The sequence below is a fragment of the Serratia sp. YC16 genome (assembly GCF_009707615.1).
Taxonomy (GTDB): Bacteria; Pseudomonadota; Gammaproteobacteria; order Enterobacterales; family Enterobacteriaceae; genus Serratia; species Serratia surfactantfaciens.
Window position 1 is genome coordinate 235,555 of the sequence record NZ_WLYN01000002.1, and the last position, 14,426, is coordinate 249,980.

Here is a 14,426-nt window from a genome sequence, read left to right on the forward strand (position 1 = left end):
CCCCTTTCACCGTTTCGGAGCTGCCGATGGGAAACCGAGAAAAGATTGTCGACGCCGCGCTGCACAGCTTTACCGATAAGGGATTTCACCAGACCAGCATGCGGGATATCGCACAGGCGGCGGGCGTCAGCGTCGGCAACCTCTATAACCACTTTACCGGCAAGGAAGCGCTGATCGGCGAAATTGCGCTGCTTGAGAACGACGTATTCACCGAACTCGCCGCCGGATTGCAGGGGGACAGAAAACGGCCGAAACAGGCGCTGTCGGCCTTTTTTACCGCCTATCACGCCTTTGTCTCCGCCCCCGGCAATGTACAGCTGTCGGCTGAGATCGTGGCCGAAGTGGGGCGCAACCCGGCGTTGGCCGAGCCGTTCAGCGCCAACCAGCGGCAGCTGATTGAGGCGCTGGCGACGACGATCGCCGAGGCTCAGCAAACCGGCGAGATCGCACCGGCGGTCGCGCCGTTAGCGCTCGCGCAACTGGTGCTGGATGTGATCGAAAGTCAGGCCTGGCGGCAGGCGATCTTTGCGTCGCCTTCCCCGGAGGAGACCACGCCGGTGCGGCTGTTGGAACAGCTGCTCTACCGGCATCCTTAGTCGAGGTTGATATGCTGCACATTGAGCCGTATCGCGACGCTGACCGCCTGCAAACGGCGGCGTTGATCTACGCCGCGTTCTGCGACAAGTTCCAGCGTGCGCGCCGTTTGAGCGCCCGCCGGCAGTGGCGTCTGTTTTATCGGTTGTGGAGCTGGAAGCAAAGCGGCAGCCGGGAGCGCAGCTTCGTGGTGAAACAGGATGAGCAGGTGGTGGCGGCCTTTGCCCTCAATGCGGCCGCGGCAGAGGGCGACGCCGGGCCGCGCCCGCGCGCATTGCCGATTTGGCGGCTATGCCGCCGCTACGGTTGGCTGAACGTTTGGCGCATGTATCTGCAAATTGCGGTATTGCAGCATACTCCGGCGGCCGATGAGCTGTATCTCTCTTACCTGGCGGTGGCGGAGAGTCAGCGCGGTAAAGGGGTAGGCAAGCGACTGCTGCAGTGGATGAACGACTATGCCGCCGGACCGGGCGCGGGCCGGCGTCTGAGTTTGCACGTCAGCCGGCGCAACGTCGATGCGCAGCGTTTGTATCAGCGCTGCGGTTTTCAGGTGCGGCGTGAAGAGCACTACGCTTCGCTGGGCCTGCTGTTCGGCCAGGCCGACTGGGTATTGATGGAGAGACGCTGCGGGGAGGCGAGGTGCGAAAAATAGGGCTGTTCATCGTGGCGCTGCTCCTGGCGGTGCTTGGCTGGATAATTTACGTCAATGATTTTCGCTTCGTCACCGAGCCTGTGACGGTGACCGCCGGCGGCAATCGGTTGACCGGCACGCTGGTGCTGCCGCAGCATGCGCCAGTCAAACCCGGCGTCGTGGTGTTCGTGCACGGTGATGGGCCGGCCAACGCCAGCCGCGACGAAGGTTACTACGCCATTTGGGAGACGATGGCGCAGCAGGGCTACGCGGTTTTATCCTTCGATAAGCCGGGCGTTGGCGGCTCCGGCGGCAACTGGCTGCATCAGACCATGGCGGATCGCGCGCGGGAAACCGCCGATATCATCGATTGGGCCCGGCGGGACGGGCGTTTCGATGCGCGCTGCGTGGGGCTGTGGGGCGCCAGCCAGGCGGGTTGGGTGATGCCGGAGGTGGCGCGCTTGCGGCCTGACATTGCTTTCACGCTTGCGCTCTCGCCGGCGATCAACTGGCTGCGGCAGGGGCGTTATAACACCCGGGCGGCGATGGCGGCGGCAGGGGATGATGAGGCGCTGATCCAGGCGCGCGAGGCGCACTGGCGCCATATCCAAACGCTGCTCGAACAGCCGGACGGCTACGCGCAGTACCGCCGTGACCATGACGGCGGCGCCCCATTGAGCGCCGACCGCTGGCGCTTTATTCGTGCCAACATGGCCAGCGACGCGACGGCGGGACTGGGGTATTTCAACACGCCGGTGCACCTGATTCTGGGCGGCCGTGACGTCAACGTGGACGCGGACGAAACCGAGCGGGTGTACCGGCAGAGGATCCCCGCCTCGCTGCTGACGGTGACGCGCATCGACGAGGCCGATCACGTGATGGTCAAGCCGCTGTTCGCCCGCCATCCGTGGCTGATCAACGCGGTTGGCCTGTTTGCCCCGCGCTCGGTGCAATACGATGCCTACCGGCAGGACGTGGCGGCCTTCCTGGCCGCCCAGCCCTGCGGCAGAGGGCGCTAACCGCCGGGAGCCGCGGGCGGTGTCTGTTCTTCATGCGGCTGCGGCGCGCGAGAGATCTGCATCGCCTGTTGCGGCATGCCGATGCCGGCCCGATCGAAATGGATTTTCACCAGCCGATCGAGGGCGTATTGCACCACCCACTGTTTCAGCGCCTGCGTGCGCACCGTCACGCGGGTGGTGAACGAGCGATCGCCCAGCGCCACCACGCCGTTGAAGACCGGCTCGCCAATCAGGAAATGCTTCACCTGTTCATCCTGCTTCAGCGCCGCGATGGCCTGATGCAACACCTCGTTGACCCGATCGATGTCCTCGTCGCGGCTGACGGTGTAGTTGGCGCGGTATACCCCGAACTCACGGGCATAGTTGGCCAGCGTGGCGATCGACGAGTACGGCACGATGTGATAGACGCCGTAGTCGTCGCGCAGGCCGATCGAACGGATGGTCATGCGCTCCACGGTGCCGGTGATGCCGCTGACAGTGACGTATTCGCCGGTGTTCATGCCGTTTTCGAACTGGATGAACACGCCGGTGATCACGTCTTTCACCAGCGTCTGGGCACCGAAGCTGATGGCCAGCCCCAGCGCGCCGGCGCCCGCCAGCAGCGGCGCGATATTGAGCCCTACCTGCGACAGCACGATCATCACGGTGATGGTGCTGATAACGATAGCCAGCACGTTGCGAAACAGCGTCAACAGCGTGCGTTCGCGCGCGCTCGGCCGCACGCCGTTGCTCAGCTCCAGCGCCAGGCGATGCTCGATCATGCTGGCCATCAGCGTCCAGCTGAACACGGCGATCAGCAGGATCAGCAGGATATGCACCAGCCCGCCGAGCGCCCGCTGGCCATTTTCGCTGCCCGCCCACTGGTACAGGTTGATCAGGTGCCAGGCGTCGAGCAGGAACAGCGTCACCGCCAGCACTACCATCACCCGCAGTATCTTCAGCCCGTTGGGGATATAGGAATTGATGCGCCGCTCGAGCATCGGGTAGCGCAGATTGACGTCGCTCGGCAGCGAAATGCGGCGAAAAATCCAGCGGGTCAGCATGCCGGACAGCAGGGCGCCGACGCCGATTACCAGCAGGCTTTTCACCGTGGCGCTCATCATAAAGCGCAGGCTGTTGCCGATGTCGAACTGCGACAGCACGAACAACACCAGAAAATAGGCGATCGCCAGCAGGTGCCAGATATGCCCCAGGCCGCGCAGGATCACGCTGAAAAACGCCATCGACCGCTCGGCCAGCAGATTGATCTGTTGCTGTATCGGCTTGCGGTTATGCAGGATTAGCCAGATGGCATACAGCGTCAGCGCCAGCATCACCACCAGGTTGACGGCGGCGGCGGCCGGGTAGCTGATCTGCACCGCCACCACCGGCACCACCACCATCAGGCCATAGCCGATCAGGCCGCTGAGCCAGGCGAGGCGGGTGTTCCAGTAGCGCGCGCTCTGGTCGCTGAAAGGAAAGGGGCGCAGATAGTCGAAGCCGGGGGCGAAAATCAGTCGCAGCACCGCCTTGAAGAATTCAATCACCGCGAAAGCGCTGAGAAACAGGGTCTGCAGCCGCAAAATGGTGGCGCTGTCGGCGTGGACGTGGCGGGCGAACAGGTTGCCCGCCGCCAGCGCCAGCAGCAGCACCAGCAGATCGATGGCGAAAGCGCCGAGAATGGCGGCGGGGCGCTTATACCATGGGCCGCGCTGCAGCCGCGCGTTGTGTCCCCAACTGCCCATGCGTTTGTACAGCGGCGCGATCAGCCGCCGGATCAGATGGAACAGGGCAAAGGTGACCGCCACTGTCAGCAGAAAGTAGCCCAGCGCGCGGAAAAAGCCGGCGGGATTGAAAACGCGCTTCGGGCCGGAATCGATCAGCTTTTGCAGCGCGCCGAGCTTCTGGTTAAAGGTGCCGATGCCTTCCTGCGCCAGCGAGTTCAAGCTGTCGCTCAGCGTGGCCGGCGTCGATGCCTCCTGGGCGGCCGGCGCGGCGGCGGGGGCGTCACCGGCGGCCTGTTTCAGATGGTTGATGAGGGCCGCGCGCGCCTGGTCGTCTTGCAGCAGATCGGCCAGCGCGGCATAGGCGGCCTTCTGCTGCTCGCTCTTGTCGGCGGGGGCGGGCGGCGCATTTTGTGCCAGGGCCGGTGGCGCGAAGACGCTCAGGGTCAGCGACAGCAGCAGGAAAAGCAGATGTTCTCGCAGATGAGAACCTCGTCGGGAGTATGCGTTTGGCGGCATTGTTCCTCTCTTTGGCGTTCTGTGATCGGCGGATGTCAGAGCAATACGATGAAAACAATGAATATAGTAGGAAAGGAAGCGCGATGATGCGTGGGAGAGCGTGCGGAATGAAAGCGGCGGGCGCGCGGCGCGCCCGCCATTAATCCGCCGGGATCAGGATACGTGTTGCAGGAACTCCCGCAGGCGCGGGCTCGGCGGATGGTTGATAAGATCGTGCGGGTTGCCGTCTTCGGCAATCCGGCCCTTGTCGATAAAGATCAGGCGCGACGCCACTTTTTCGGCAAAGCCGACTTCGTGGGTGACGATAACCATCGTCATGCCTTCCTCGGCCAGATCCTGCATCACCTTCAGCACTTCGTGGCGCAGCTCCGGATCGAGCGCGGAGGTCGGCTCGTCGAACAGCATCATTTTCGGCTTCACCGCCAGCGCGCGCGCGATCGCCACACGCTGCTGCTGGCCGCCCGACAGTTCGGACGGGTAGTGATGCGCGCGTTCCGCCAGACCGACCTTGGCCAGCAGCTCGCGCGCCAGTTTTTCCGCATCGGACTTCTTCGCGCCACGCACGCGAATCGGGCCGAAGGCGACGTTTTCCAGCGCCGTCAGGTGCGGGAACAGGTAGAACTGCTGGAACACCATGCCGGCTTCCTGGCGGATCAGCCGGTCGTCCACTTTCGGATCGTTGGCTTTCAGGCCGTCGACGATCAGATCGCCGCTGGTGACCTCTTCCAGCTTGTTGATGCAGCGCAGCAGGGTGGATTTGCCGGAGCCGGACGGCCCGATGATCACCACCACTTCGCCTTTGTCGATCTTCAAATCGATGTTGTGCAGCACCTGGGTTTGGCCAAAATGCTTGGAGACGTTTTTAAATTCAATCACAGGATTTTCATCCTTCTTTCCAGACGACGCAGCACGAAGCTCAGCACCAGGGTAATAATCAGATAGATAACCGCCACGGCGCTCCAGATTTCCAGCGCGCGGAAGTTACCGGCAATAATTTCTTGACCCTGACGGGTCAGCTCCGCCACGCCGATCACGATGAACAGCGAGGTGTCTTTGATGCTGATGATCCACTGGTTGCCCAGCGGCGGCAGCATGCGGCGCAGCGCCAGCGGCATAATGACATAGCGGATGGTTTCGCGGCGCGACAGGCCGAGCGCCAGGCCGGCTTCGCGGAAACCGTTATGAATCGACAGCACCGCGCCGCGGGTGATTTCCGCGATGTAGGCGCCGGAGTTGATCATGATGGTCACCACCGCCGCAGTGAACGGGTCGATGCGCAAGTCGCTAAATGCCATAGGCAGGGCGAAGTAGATGAACATCACCTGCACCACGATCGGCGTGCCGCGGATCACTTCGATAAACACCAACGCGATGTGGTTGGCGATCCAACCGCCGTAGGTGCGGGCAAAGCCGGCGACGAGGCCGATGATCAGGCCGCCAATCAGACCGAGGACCGAAATCCACAGGGTCATTTTGGCGCCCTCTAACAAGATAGGAATGGCGGGCCAGATGGCGCTCCAGTCGAACTGCATGATATTTCTCCCGGTGATCCCAAACGTGGGCATCAGATACAACAAAGCGCAGGGGGTTAAGCGACCCCCTGTGCTTAAGTTAATAACTTGCGAAATTCACAGCTTACTTAGGTTCGGTGCCGAACCACTTCTTGTAGATCTCGTTATAGGTGCCGTTCTCGCGCAGGGTTTTCAGCGCGCCGTTCACCTTCTCGCGCAGCGCGTCGCTGCCTTTAGGGAAGGCGATGCCATACTGCTGTGCTTCCAGCGAATCGCCTACGGTTTTGAACTTGCCGGCGCCGGCCGTCTTAATGAAGTATAGGATGTTTGGCGTGTCGTGCAGCACCGCATCGGCGCGCTTGGTGCCCAGCTCCATGTAGGCGTTGTCGATGTTAGGGAACTGACGCAGGTCCTTGGTTTTGATGTGCTGCTTGGCGTAGTCCACCGAGCCGGTGCCGCTCTTCACCGCCACCACTTTACCGTTGAGATCGTCGATGCTCTTCACGCTGTTGTTGTCGGCATTGACCATCACCAGCAGGCCGCTTTTGTAGTAGCCGTCGGAGAAGTCGATGGCTTTCTTGCGTTCATCGGTGATGGTGATCCCGGCCAACGCCAGATCGACGTTTTTGGTCTGCAGCGCCGGAATGATGCCGCCGAAGTCCATTGGCTTCAGGGTGTAGTCCAGCTTCAGCTCTTTGGCGACGGCGGCCCACAGATCGATGTCGAAGCCGACGTATTTGTCGCCTTGCTTGAACTCAAAAGGAACGAAAGCGGTGTCGGTGGCGACCACCAGTTTGTCTGCTGCGTGGGAACTTACGGCAAAGGCCAGAGAGAGTGCGGCCAGGGAGACTTTAAAAATCGACTTCATGAGAGGAATTCCTGTACAGGTTGCGGATTACCCATTTTTTATATTGCAGTTGGTGCCATGAAAAAATCGTGCCATGTTTTCAACTACTATAAAAACAAAGAGTTATTGCGTGATGTTGTGCCAGTCAGGCGAATTGTTATGGTTATGCACCACAATGAGGCACCGAAATGGTGCGTAAGAATTATCTTGGTGCACGGGGCTATCATTAACCAAATTTTGGCTGTGAAACAACCGATCTTTAACCTTTTTGCTTCAATATTGATAACTAACTCTAACTTTCATGAAGCACTGACGGTGCAAGCGGGGCCGCGAGAGGGGGAAAAGGGGAGCAGATAATGCTAGCGCAACTGGCTGTCTTTGCTGCCGCGCCGGTTGTACAGGCCGTTGGCCGCGTGTTTTTTGTCCTGCTCGGCCTGGCAGGCCAGGCAAAAACGGACGCCGGCTAGCGCCTTGCGGCGCGCTTCGGGGATCGCTTCCCCACATTCCTGACAATAGCGTTCGCTTTCGCCGTGCCCAAGCGCACCACGCGCGCGCTGCACCGCATCGTCGACGGTGGAGTCGATCTGATCTTGTACGGCGCCGTCCGCCGCCCAACCGTTAGCCATCATGACCTCCTTACCAGGTTACCTTAGGGTTAATATGGGGCGTTTTTTGTACAATGCAACGGTCGTGTAAAAGAAAACAGGCCGGGCAAGAGCCCAGCCTGTTTTTCCCGCGATGAGAGGCGGTCTGTAACGCCTTATGGCGTTATTCGATGTTGGATTCGATGAACCACAGGAACTTGTCCAGATCGCGTGAGGCGGCGGTGAACATATCGGCGGTGTCTTCGTCTTCCACTTCGGTAATGGCTTTACGGATGTCGTTCGCTACCGCGCCATAGCGATCGGCCAGCGCTTTCAGGTGCTCTTGCACGCTGTGGATATTGGTCGGGTAGCTTTTCAGCGGCGTCCGATCGTTAACGACCTGGACCGTGCCCAGCGCCACGCCGCCCAGTTGCACTACGCGCTCGGCGAAGGTGTCCTGGTGCTCGATGATGGCGGTGCGGAAGCCGTCCAGCATTTCATGAACCGCGATGAAGTTTGCGCCGCGCATGTTCCAATGCGCCTGTTTGGTGATCAACGAGAGATCGATGAATTGCACGACCTGATGGTTCAGCGCCTTAATGGCGGCCAGTTTGATTTTTTCGTCCAGATCGTTACGGGTATACAGCAGATCAGAAGATTTCGTTTTCACCAGTTTAGCGGTACTCATATCAGATATCCTCTTGATTAGTCGTTGTCCTATTTCGTTACGGGATCCATTATAGCAGGAGGATTTATTTTTGCCGTACGAAAATGGCTATTACACAAATAGGAATAGCCTGGTGTAAATATTTTAACTCGGCTTTTGTTTTTTATTAATGCATTGAATTTTATTGTTATTTTATTTTTGCTGTGCCGTAATTATTATTTACCCAGGTGACGGTTTTTCTGGGTTATCTTATTTGCATTGAGCACACTGATCTCAGGGGAATATCCGTCTTGTTATCGTGGTGTTAAATTTAAGCCGATTCAGATTGATAGCCGCCATTGATGCCGTTACAGTAGGGAGATTATCCCCATTCTTTATATTGGCGAGTGATGAAAATTAACGTCGTCGGCACCAGCGGCAGCGGTAAAAGCACCCTGGCGCGCCAACTTGCGGAACGGCTTGGCGTTCCCTATATCGAGATGGACAGGCTCTATTGGCGGCCCGAGTGGCAGGGAACGCCCGATGACGCGTTTCTGGCGCGGGTTGAGCAGACGCTGGCTGAAGCGGGGGAGGGTTGGGTGCTGGATGGCAACTACAGCCGTTCGCAGCCAATCAAGTGGCGCGAGGTCGACTATATCCTGTGGCTGGACTACGGTTTCTGCCGCACGCTGTGGCAAGCCGTGCGCCGCGCGTGCCGGCGTGCGGCCAGCAAAAGCGAGCTGTGGCCGGGCACCGGCAATCGGGAGAGCTTCCGCCGCTCTTTTTTCAGCCGCGAGTCGATTGTGCTCTGGACGATCCGCACCTATGCCAAAAACCGGCGAAAATACCTGGCGGAGATGGCCCGAGACGATGTCGGGCACCGTTTTGTGCGCTTGCGTTCACCCCGCCAGACCGCCGATTTTCTACGGGCGCTGAGGCAGGCTCACAGCAGCAGTCGGTGATGGATTTTCACCACCGCTTTCTTAATTTGCTGCGGCTGCTGCCACAAGCAGCCGGCTTTGTATGGCTCCATCTGGAAAAAAATCGCGAACATGCCGTGTGTCATATGCAGCGTTTGCGGGTGGCGTTTGATGTCCAGCAGTAGCAGGTCGCCGTTTTCCGCGTGGGGATGTTCGCGATGTCCGTCGCCCGCCAGACCGTATTCGATGCGCTCTTCGCCGCTGATCAGCAGGTGCAGAGTAATGTACTCCTGCTGCATTTCGGCCTGTTTCTCCGCCGCCGCTACCGTGGTCAGAGTCATCACGTCCATAAAGATGCTGTCGCCGTCGATCGGGTGTCGTCCCGGTGCCAGTTCGGGCAGGTCGCATCGGCGCAACTCGGTCAGGGTTGAAACCAGCGCCGGCGCGAGTCCACGGCCGAAGCGGGGGTTGAACAGGCTGTTGTGAATCACTGTTATTCTCCATGTGAGCGAAAGTCCAAATAGCCTGCGTGCAGGCCAAGAGGAAGTATGCCGGCTTGTCTCGCGGAAAACAGTTAACCCGCCTGCATTCCCGGCGTTGCGGTATGCAGGCGAGCAGGCGCTCAGGAAAGGCTTTCGAGGCGTGGTTTGGGACGGATGGTCAGGGTGGAGCCCATGGAGGCGGCGATGATGGCCGCCAGCGCCAGCCATTGCACGCCACTCAGGTGTTCGCCGAGGAACAGCATGCCGGACAGCGCCGCCATCGCCGGTTCCAGGCTCATCAGGGTGCCGAAGGTGCGCGCCGGGATTTTGGGCAGGGCGATAATCTCCAGCGAGTAAGGCAGCGCGGTGGAGAGAACCGCCACCGCCAGCGCCACCGGCAGAATATCGATGTTGAACAGTGCGGCGCCGGTTTGCCACGCGCCGATCGGGCAGAACACCAGCGCGGCGATCAGCGAGCCGAGCGCCACCGTGCCGGGGCCGTGATCGCCGCCGGCCTTCTGACCGAAGATAATATAGACCGCCCAGCAGGCGCCGGCCCCGAGCGCGCAGGCGGCGCCGAACGGATCGATCCCGGCCACGCCGTGGCCGAGCGGCAGCAGGAACCACAGCCCGGCGATCGCCAGTGCCACCCACAGGAAGTCGATCGGTCGCCGCGACGAAAACATGGCCACCGCCAGCGGGCCGGTGAACTCCAGCGCCACGGCGATGCCGAGCGGCACCGTGCGCAACGACAGATAGAACAAGTAGTTCATCGCGCCGAGCGACAGGCCGTAGATCAGCAGCGGCAAGCGGCTGCCGGCGGTGATGCGCATGCGCCACGGGCGGAAGATAATGAACAAAATCAGGGTGCCGAGGAAAAGACGCAGCGTGGTGATGCCTTCCGCGCCCACGATCGGGAACAGGCTTTTGGCCAACGAGGCGCCGCTCTGGATCGACACCATGGCGATGATTAATAAACAGATAGGCAGCAGCGCGGAGGGCGCTCTGCCGGAAGTAGATAACGACATCCTTAACGGGCCTTTTATGCGCCGTTCCTCAGCCTTGAGAAAACGGTCGAAACGGGGATGTGAGCAGTGTAAATGAAATGACGAAAATCTGTCTGAGAAAAGCGCGTATCGCGGTGAAATCCGCCGATCCTCGGATGAGATGTGGCGAATTTGGTCAAAAAGTGCGCTTTTTCTTAAGAATTATCTGGATATTAAATAGGTGATTTTTGTCACAGAAAGCCGTAGAATACGGCCGAAAATAGAGCGAAAAGAAGAGGATACACTGTTCTTGAAATCTTCTGTTACACGATATAAAGCATTAGACACTCATTTCAAGGCAGAGTTTCACGCTAATTTTTGTTATATTTTCAAAGCATGAACAAATGGATGTACTTAATAATAAAACGCGTTTGAGGTGGTTATGAAAAAAATTGCATGTCTTTCCGCAGTAGCAGCTTGCGTATTAGCAGTTAGCGCAGGTACCGCATTCGCTGGTCAGAGCACCGTATCCGCTGGCTATGCGCAGGGTGATTTCCAAGGCGTTGCTAACAAGGCCGACGGTTTCAACCTGAAATACCGTTACGAGTTCGACAACAACCCACTGGGCGTAATCGGTTCCTTTACCCACCTGGAAAAGGACGGTTCTCAGGACGGTTTCTACAACAAAGCTCAGTACAACTCTATCTCTGCCGGTCCAGCATACCGCATCAATGACTGGGCGAGCATCTACGGTCTGGTTGGCCTGGGTTACGGTAAATTCACTACCAACGCTCAGAACGGCACTTCTCGTCACGACACCGCTGACTACGGCTTCACCTACGGTGCCGGTCTGCAGTTCAACCCAATCGAGAACGTTGCCCTGGATGTTGGTTACGAGCAGAACCGCATTCGCAGCGTTGACGTTGGCACCTGGAACGTTGGCGTAGGCTACCGCTTCTAAGTGTGTTCGTGCCTGCGGGCATGAACCTGCGGCAAGTTTTGCCGCACTCGATAAAAAATCCGCCTCCGGGCGGATTTTTTTTATCTGTTACTTGCCGCCGCGCTCCGTCGGTTGCGTCGAGAACCGTGCGCTGCGGGCATCGCGCTCGTAGCCCTGCGGCTCGGTCAATAATCCATACAGCTCGGGGCGTCGTCCGTAAATCCAGCGGCGACCGGTGCTGAGCGGGATCAATGTCAGATCGAGTTCTGCGCTGACCATCCGGTCTTCCGCCGCCCAGGTCTCTGCCACGATGCGGCCGTAAGGATCGAGGATCATGGCGTTGCCGGTGCGTATCTCATCATCATCGCGGCCCACGCCGTTGCTGAACAGCAAAAACACGCCATTGTCGTGAGCGCGCGCCGGTAGCCAGCGCATCAGCCAGCCGCGGCCGTGTTCGCCGCGAAAAGCGGCTTCGATCGCCTGCGGATCTTCCGCGCGCCGCTGCCACAGCGCCTGCGGGATCGGCTTCATGCCGTGCGGGCTACGCGAGTGGGTGCCACCGGTCTGGTGCGGGGCGATCAGCACCTCCGCTCCCAGCAGCGCCGTTGCGCGCACATTCTCCACCAGATTATTGTCCCAGCAGATCAACACGCCCACGCGCACGCCCCAGGGCGTATCGAACACCGTATAGCGGTCGCCGCTGGCGATGGCCGGGTGCTCGAAGGCGTGCAGCTTGCGGTGCACGTGCAGTTCGCCGTCCGGCAGGCAAACGGCGTAGGCGTTGTAACAGCGGCCGTCGTCGCCCAGCTCGATCAGTCCGACGCCAATCGCCATGTTGTAACGCTCCGCCAGCGGGCGAATGCGCGCCAGCGAAGGGCTGCTCGCCATCGGTTCCGCCAGCGCCCGCACTTCGGCGTCGGACAGATGGCGCACGTGCCAATAGCCGGTGATGCACATTTCCGGGAAGGCCAGCAGCTGTATCTGCTGCTCGGCCGCCTGGGCGATAAAGCGCTCGATGATCGACAGGTTGTAATTCTTATCGTTGGCGCGATGCTGGAATTGCACCGTGGCGGCGCGTAATGAAGGGGTCATGGTCTCTCTCCGGTTGGGGTCTGCGTTGATTACAGCAGGCAGATTGATTACTGTATAATCAATTAAATTCCCTATTCGATAACTTGATGGAATGGATATAAAACAACTACGCGCCCTGGTGGCGCTGGCCGAACAGGGCAACTATCGCCAGGCGGCGAGCCAGCTGTGCATCAGCCAACCGGCGCTGAGCAAGCAAATTCAGGCGCTGGAAACCCAGCTCGACGTTCGGTTGTTCGAGCGTGGCCGGCAGGGGGCGGTGCTCACCGCCGGCGGGCAGCGGCTTTACCCGGAGGCGCAGGCGCTGGTGGAGCAGTACCAGCAGTTTCAGCGGCGCGCGCGAAAGGTGGCGTCAGGAGAGGCGGGGCGGCTGGCGCTGGGGTTTGGCCTCTCCAGCTTTCATCTGGCGCCGCAGCTGGTGGCCGCTTTCCGCCAACGCTTTCCCGAGGTGGCCATCGGCCTGGAGGACATGCCGTCGGAGCGGCAGTATCAGCTGCTGCTGCAGGGGGAGTTGCAGGCGGGATTCGTGCGCTTGCCGGTCAATACGCCGCTGTGCGGCGTGGCGTTGCTCTGTGACCGGTTGGTGCTGGCCGCGCCGGGCGCGCTGGCGCTGCGAGCCGACGATCTGATGGCGCGTTTCAATCAGCTGCCGCTGTTGCAGTTGACCCCTAAACGCGGGCGCGGATTGAGCGATCAGTCGCTGCGGTTTATCGCCGCTCACCGCCTGACGCCGAACGTGGTACAGCAAGCAGGCGATATCCAGACGCTGCTGGCGTTGGTCGCCGCCGGCGTCGGCGTCGCGCTGCTGCCGCACAGCATCACGCATATCGCGCCGGCCGGCATCGATATTTTAGCGCTGAGCGGCGAGGAAACGGAGTGGCAGGTCGGTATCGCCTGGGATCCGCAGCGCGCCGATGCGCTGCGGGATAACTTCGTGCAGACGGCGCTGGCGGTACAACGCGCTTAGGCATTCAAAGCGGACAATGCATCACCACGATCGGGCTTTGATGGTACTCGCTGCGGTGGCTTTCGCTGAAGCCGACCTTTCTCGCCAGCGCCAGCGAAGCCTGGTTGTCAGGCGAGATGATGCAGACGGTTTTCTCCCCCGGCAGGTGCGTTTTACCCCAGGCCAGCGCCGCCCGCAGCGCCTCGGTGGCGTAGCCTTTGCCGTGCGCCGAGGTCACCAGCGTCCAGCCCATCTCCGGCGCGTCGAGCGCCGGGGCGATGTCGCGCAGGAAGTTGGAGAAGCCGATGCTGCCGAGGTACTCGCCGCTCTGCTTATCGCGCACCGCCCAATATCCGTAGCCTAACAATGCCCAGTGGCCGACGTAGCGCATCAGACGTCCCCAGGAGTCTTCCCGGTCGCGCGGCGTGCCGCCGATATAGCGCACGACCTGCGGATCGGCCCACAGCGCGGCCAGCGAGTCGAAGTCGTCCAGCGTGTGCGCGTCCAGCCTCAGGCGTTCGGTGACAAGCGTCGGCGCGGTGTTGATTACGGTCATGTTGCTGCTCCTGCACGGGGTGAAAGGCGATGAAAAACAACGGCGTTCAGTATGCCAGAGAAATCACGCCGCCAGCCACCACCGCCGGATGAACCGGAAGCCGCCCAGGCCGAGTTGGGGCGTCAGCGGCCAACGGCGCGCGACGAATCCAAACAACGGTGTCTCAGGCTCGCGTCGCTAATAATATGGCGGACAGGCATTGCCGATATTCGTAAGTTTTCCCTTTCATTATTATTTGCCATCAACCCTGGCTGAACCTAAATTTTAACATTTACGTCGTGACGAGCGCGTCAATTCATCAGGCTAATGCGGGTGGCCTGCAGTATGTGATTATGCTCAACATTCACTTGTTATTATTTTTTTATTAAAATTTAGTTCGGCGGTCTTTTTTTGAGATGATTTTCCTTAAAATTGATAATTTGCGATACAAAAAACTAACTTTATGGTTTTTGG

At 59.8% G+C, this 14,426-nt stretch carries 16 protein-coding genes; 6 read left to right on the top strand and 10 right to left on the bottom strand.

The features are described from left to right. The first annotated feature begins 26 nt into the window (after nt 1–26). The 3 genes from GKN89_RS08580 to GKN89_RS08590 are packed head-to-tail and all read left to right on the top strand — an operon-like array spanning nt 27 to nt 2,244. Entirely contained in the window at nt 27–596 is a 570-nt protein-coding gene (locus tag GKN89_RS08580) for a TetR/AcrR family transcriptional regulator (protein WP_019454624.1), read from the top strand. Between the two features lie 11 nt (nt 597–607). After that, entirely contained in the window at nt 608–1,246 is a 639-nt protein-coding gene (locus tag GKN89_RS08585; protein WP_154746783.1) for a GNAT family N-acetyltransferase, read from the top strand. Further along, nucleotides 1,234–2,244, top strand: coding sequence for an alpha/beta hydrolase family protein (locus tag GKN89_RS08590; protein WP_370520181.1), 1,011 nt, complete (start codon nt 1,234–1,236; stop codon nt 2,242–2,244). Before GKN89_RS08585 ends, GKN89_RS08590 begins: the two co-directional genes overlap by 13 nt. Here GKN89_RS08590 and ybiO read toward each other — a convergent pair. The 6 genes from ybiO to dps all read right to left on the bottom strand — a co-directional run bounded on the left by ybiO (nt 2,241) and on the right by dps (nt 8,096). After that, complete coding sequence (gene ybiO, locus GKN89_RS08595) at nt 2,241–4,466, bottom strand: mechanosensitive channel protein (protein ID WP_154746785.1); 2,226 nt, start codon at nt 4,464–4,466, stop codon at nt 2,241–2,243. The genes GKN89_RS08590 and ybiO overlap by 4 nt on opposite strands. Before the next feature lie 153 nt (nt 4,467–4,619). Beyond that, nucleotides 4,620–5,342, bottom strand: a complete 723-nt coding sequence (gene glnQ, locus GKN89_RS08600) for a glutamine ABC transporter ATP-binding protein GlnQ (protein WP_025159986.1) — start codon at nt 5,340–5,342, stop codon at nt 4,620–4,622. Next, on the bottom strand, nt 5,339–5,998 hold the full coding sequence (glnP, locus tag GKN89_RS08605) for a glutamine ABC transporter permease GlnP (protein ID WP_019454487.1): 660 nt from the start codon (nt 5,996–5,998) through the stop codon (nt 5,339–5,341). Before glnP ends, glnQ begins: the two co-directional genes overlap by 4 nt. Nucleotides 5,999–6,101: 103 nt before the next feature. Beyond that, nucleotides 6,102–6,845 (bottom strand): glutamine ABC transporter substrate-binding protein GlnH, encoded by a 744-nt coding sequence (glnH, locus tag GKN89_RS08610; RefSeq protein ID WP_019454486.1) that lies wholly within the window; start codon nt 6,843–6,845, stop codon nt 6,102–6,104. A 338-nt stretch (nt 6,846–7,183) separates the two neighbouring features. Then, a complete protein-coding gene (locus tag GKN89_RS08615; protein WP_019454484.1) occupies nt 7,184–7,450 on the bottom strand; it encodes a DksA/TraR family C4-type zinc finger protein in 267 nt (88 codons plus the stop codon). 142 nt (nt 7,451–7,592) lie between these two features. Further along, nucleotides 7,593–8,096 carry a DNA starvation/stationary phase protection protein Dps gene (gene dps, locus GKN89_RS08620; protein ID WP_016928514.1) on the bottom strand — a complete coding sequence of 168 codons (504 nt, stop codon included), beginning with the start codon at nt 8,094–8,096 and terminating at the stop codon, nt 7,593–7,595. A gap of 368 nt (nt 8,097–8,464) precedes the next feature. Between dps and GKN89_RS08625 the strand changes: the two genes are divergently transcribed. Then, nucleotides 8,465–9,016, top strand: a complete 552-nt coding sequence (locus GKN89_RS08625; protein ID WP_154746787.1) for a shikimate kinase — start codon at nt 8,465–8,467, stop codon at nt 9,014–9,016. Here GKN89_RS08625 and GKN89_RS08630 read toward each other — a convergent pair. Then, nucleotides 8,998–9,465, bottom strand: coding sequence for a YhcH/YjgK/YiaL family protein (locus GKN89_RS08630; protein WP_063919023.1), 468 nt, complete (start codon nt 9,463–9,465; stop codon nt 8,998–9,000). The genes GKN89_RS08625 and GKN89_RS08630 overlap by 19 nt on opposite strands. Nucleotides 9,466–9,596: 131 nt before the next feature. Then, entirely contained in the window at nt 9,597–10,484 is an 888-nt protein-coding gene (rhtA, locus tag GKN89_RS08635; RefSeq protein WP_019454481.1) for a threonine/homoserine exporter RhtA, read from the bottom strand. Between the two features lie 400 nt (nt 10,485–10,884). On the opposite strand from rhtA, the gene ompX reads away from it, so the two are divergent. Next, nucleotides 10,885–11,403 (top strand): outer membrane protein OmpX, encoded by a 519-nt coding sequence (gene ompX, locus GKN89_RS08640; RefSeq protein ID WP_019454480.1) that lies wholly within the window; start codon nt 10,885–10,887, stop codon nt 11,401–11,403. 87 nt (nt 11,404–11,490) lie between these two features. Here ompX and GKN89_RS08645 read toward each other — a convergent pair whose 3' ends face one another. Further along, nucleotides 11,491–12,474, bottom strand: a complete 984-nt coding sequence (locus tag GKN89_RS08645; RefSeq protein ID WP_019454479.1) for a nitrilase family protein — start codon at nt 12,472–12,474, stop codon at nt 11,491–11,493. Between the two features lie 91 nt (nt 12,475–12,565). Between GKN89_RS08645 and GKN89_RS08650 the strand changes: the two genes are divergently transcribed. Next, on the top strand, nt 12,566–13,438 hold the full coding sequence (locus GKN89_RS08650) for a LysR family transcriptional regulator (protein ID WP_019454478.1): 873 nt from the start codon (nt 12,566–12,568) through the stop codon (nt 13,436–13,438). Between the two features lie 4 nt (nt 13,439–13,442). Here GKN89_RS08650 and GKN89_RS08655 read toward each other — a convergent pair whose 3' ends face one another. Beyond that, nucleotides 13,443–13,973 (bottom strand): GNAT family N-acetyltransferase, encoded by a 531-nt coding sequence (locus GKN89_RS08655; RefSeq protein WP_154746788.1) that lies wholly within the window; start codon nt 13,971–13,973, stop codon nt 13,443–13,445. Between the last annotated feature and the right edge of the window lie 453 nt (nt 13,974–14,426).

Excerpts from the sequence above, each read along its gene's own strand:
- GKN89_RS08650 (WP_019454478.1), top strand. The coding sequence starts at position 12,566 with ATGGATATAAAACAACTACGCGCCCTGGTGGCGCTGGCCGAACAGGGC.
- glnP (WP_019454487.1), bottom strand. The coding sequence starts at position 5,998 with ATGCAGTTCGACTGGAGCGCCATCTGGCCCGCCATTCCTATCTTGTTA.
- dps (WP_016928514.1), bottom strand. The coding sequence starts at position 8,096 with ATGAGTACCGCTAAACTGGTGAAAACGAAATCTTCTGATCTGCTGTAT.
- GKN89_RS08580 (WP_019454624.1), top strand. The coding sequence starts at position 27 with ATGGGAAACCGAGAAAAGATTGTCGACGCCGCGCTGCACAGCTTTACC.
- GKN89_RS08655 (WP_154746788.1), bottom strand. The coding sequence starts at position 13,973 with ATGACCGTAATCAACACCGCGCCGACGCTTGTCACCGAACGCCTGAGG.
- GKN89_RS08645 (WP_019454479.1), bottom strand. The coding sequence starts at position 12,474 with ATGACCCCTTCATTACGCGCCGCCACGGTGCAATTCCAGCATCGCGCC.
- GKN89_RS08615 (WP_019454484.1), bottom strand. The coding sequence starts at position 7,450 with ATGGCTAACGGTTGGGCGGCGGACGGCGCCGTACAAGATCAGATCGAC.
- glnH (WP_019454486.1), bottom strand. The coding sequence starts at position 6,845 with ATGAAGTCGATTTTTAAAGTCTCCCTGGCCGCACTCTCTCTGGCCTTT.
- ompX (WP_019454480.1), top strand. The coding sequence starts at position 10,885 with ATGAAAAAAATTGCATGTCTTTCCGCAGTAGCAGCTTGCGTATTAGCA.
- GKN89_RS08625 (WP_154746787.1), top strand. The coding sequence starts at position 8,465 with ATGAAAATTAACGTCGTCGGCACCAGCGGCAGCGGTAAAAGCACCCTG.
- rhtA (WP_019454481.1), bottom strand. The coding sequence starts at position 10,484 with ATGTCGTTATCTACTTCCGGCAGAGCGCCCTCCGCGCTGCTGCCTATC.
- ybiO (WP_154746785.1), bottom strand. The coding sequence starts at position 4,466 with ATGCCGCCAAACGCATACTCCCGACGAGGTTCTCATCTGCGAGAACAT.
- GKN89_RS08585 (WP_154746783.1), top strand. The coding sequence starts at position 608 with ATGCTGCACATTGAGCCGTATCGCGACGCTGACCGCCTGCAAACGGCG.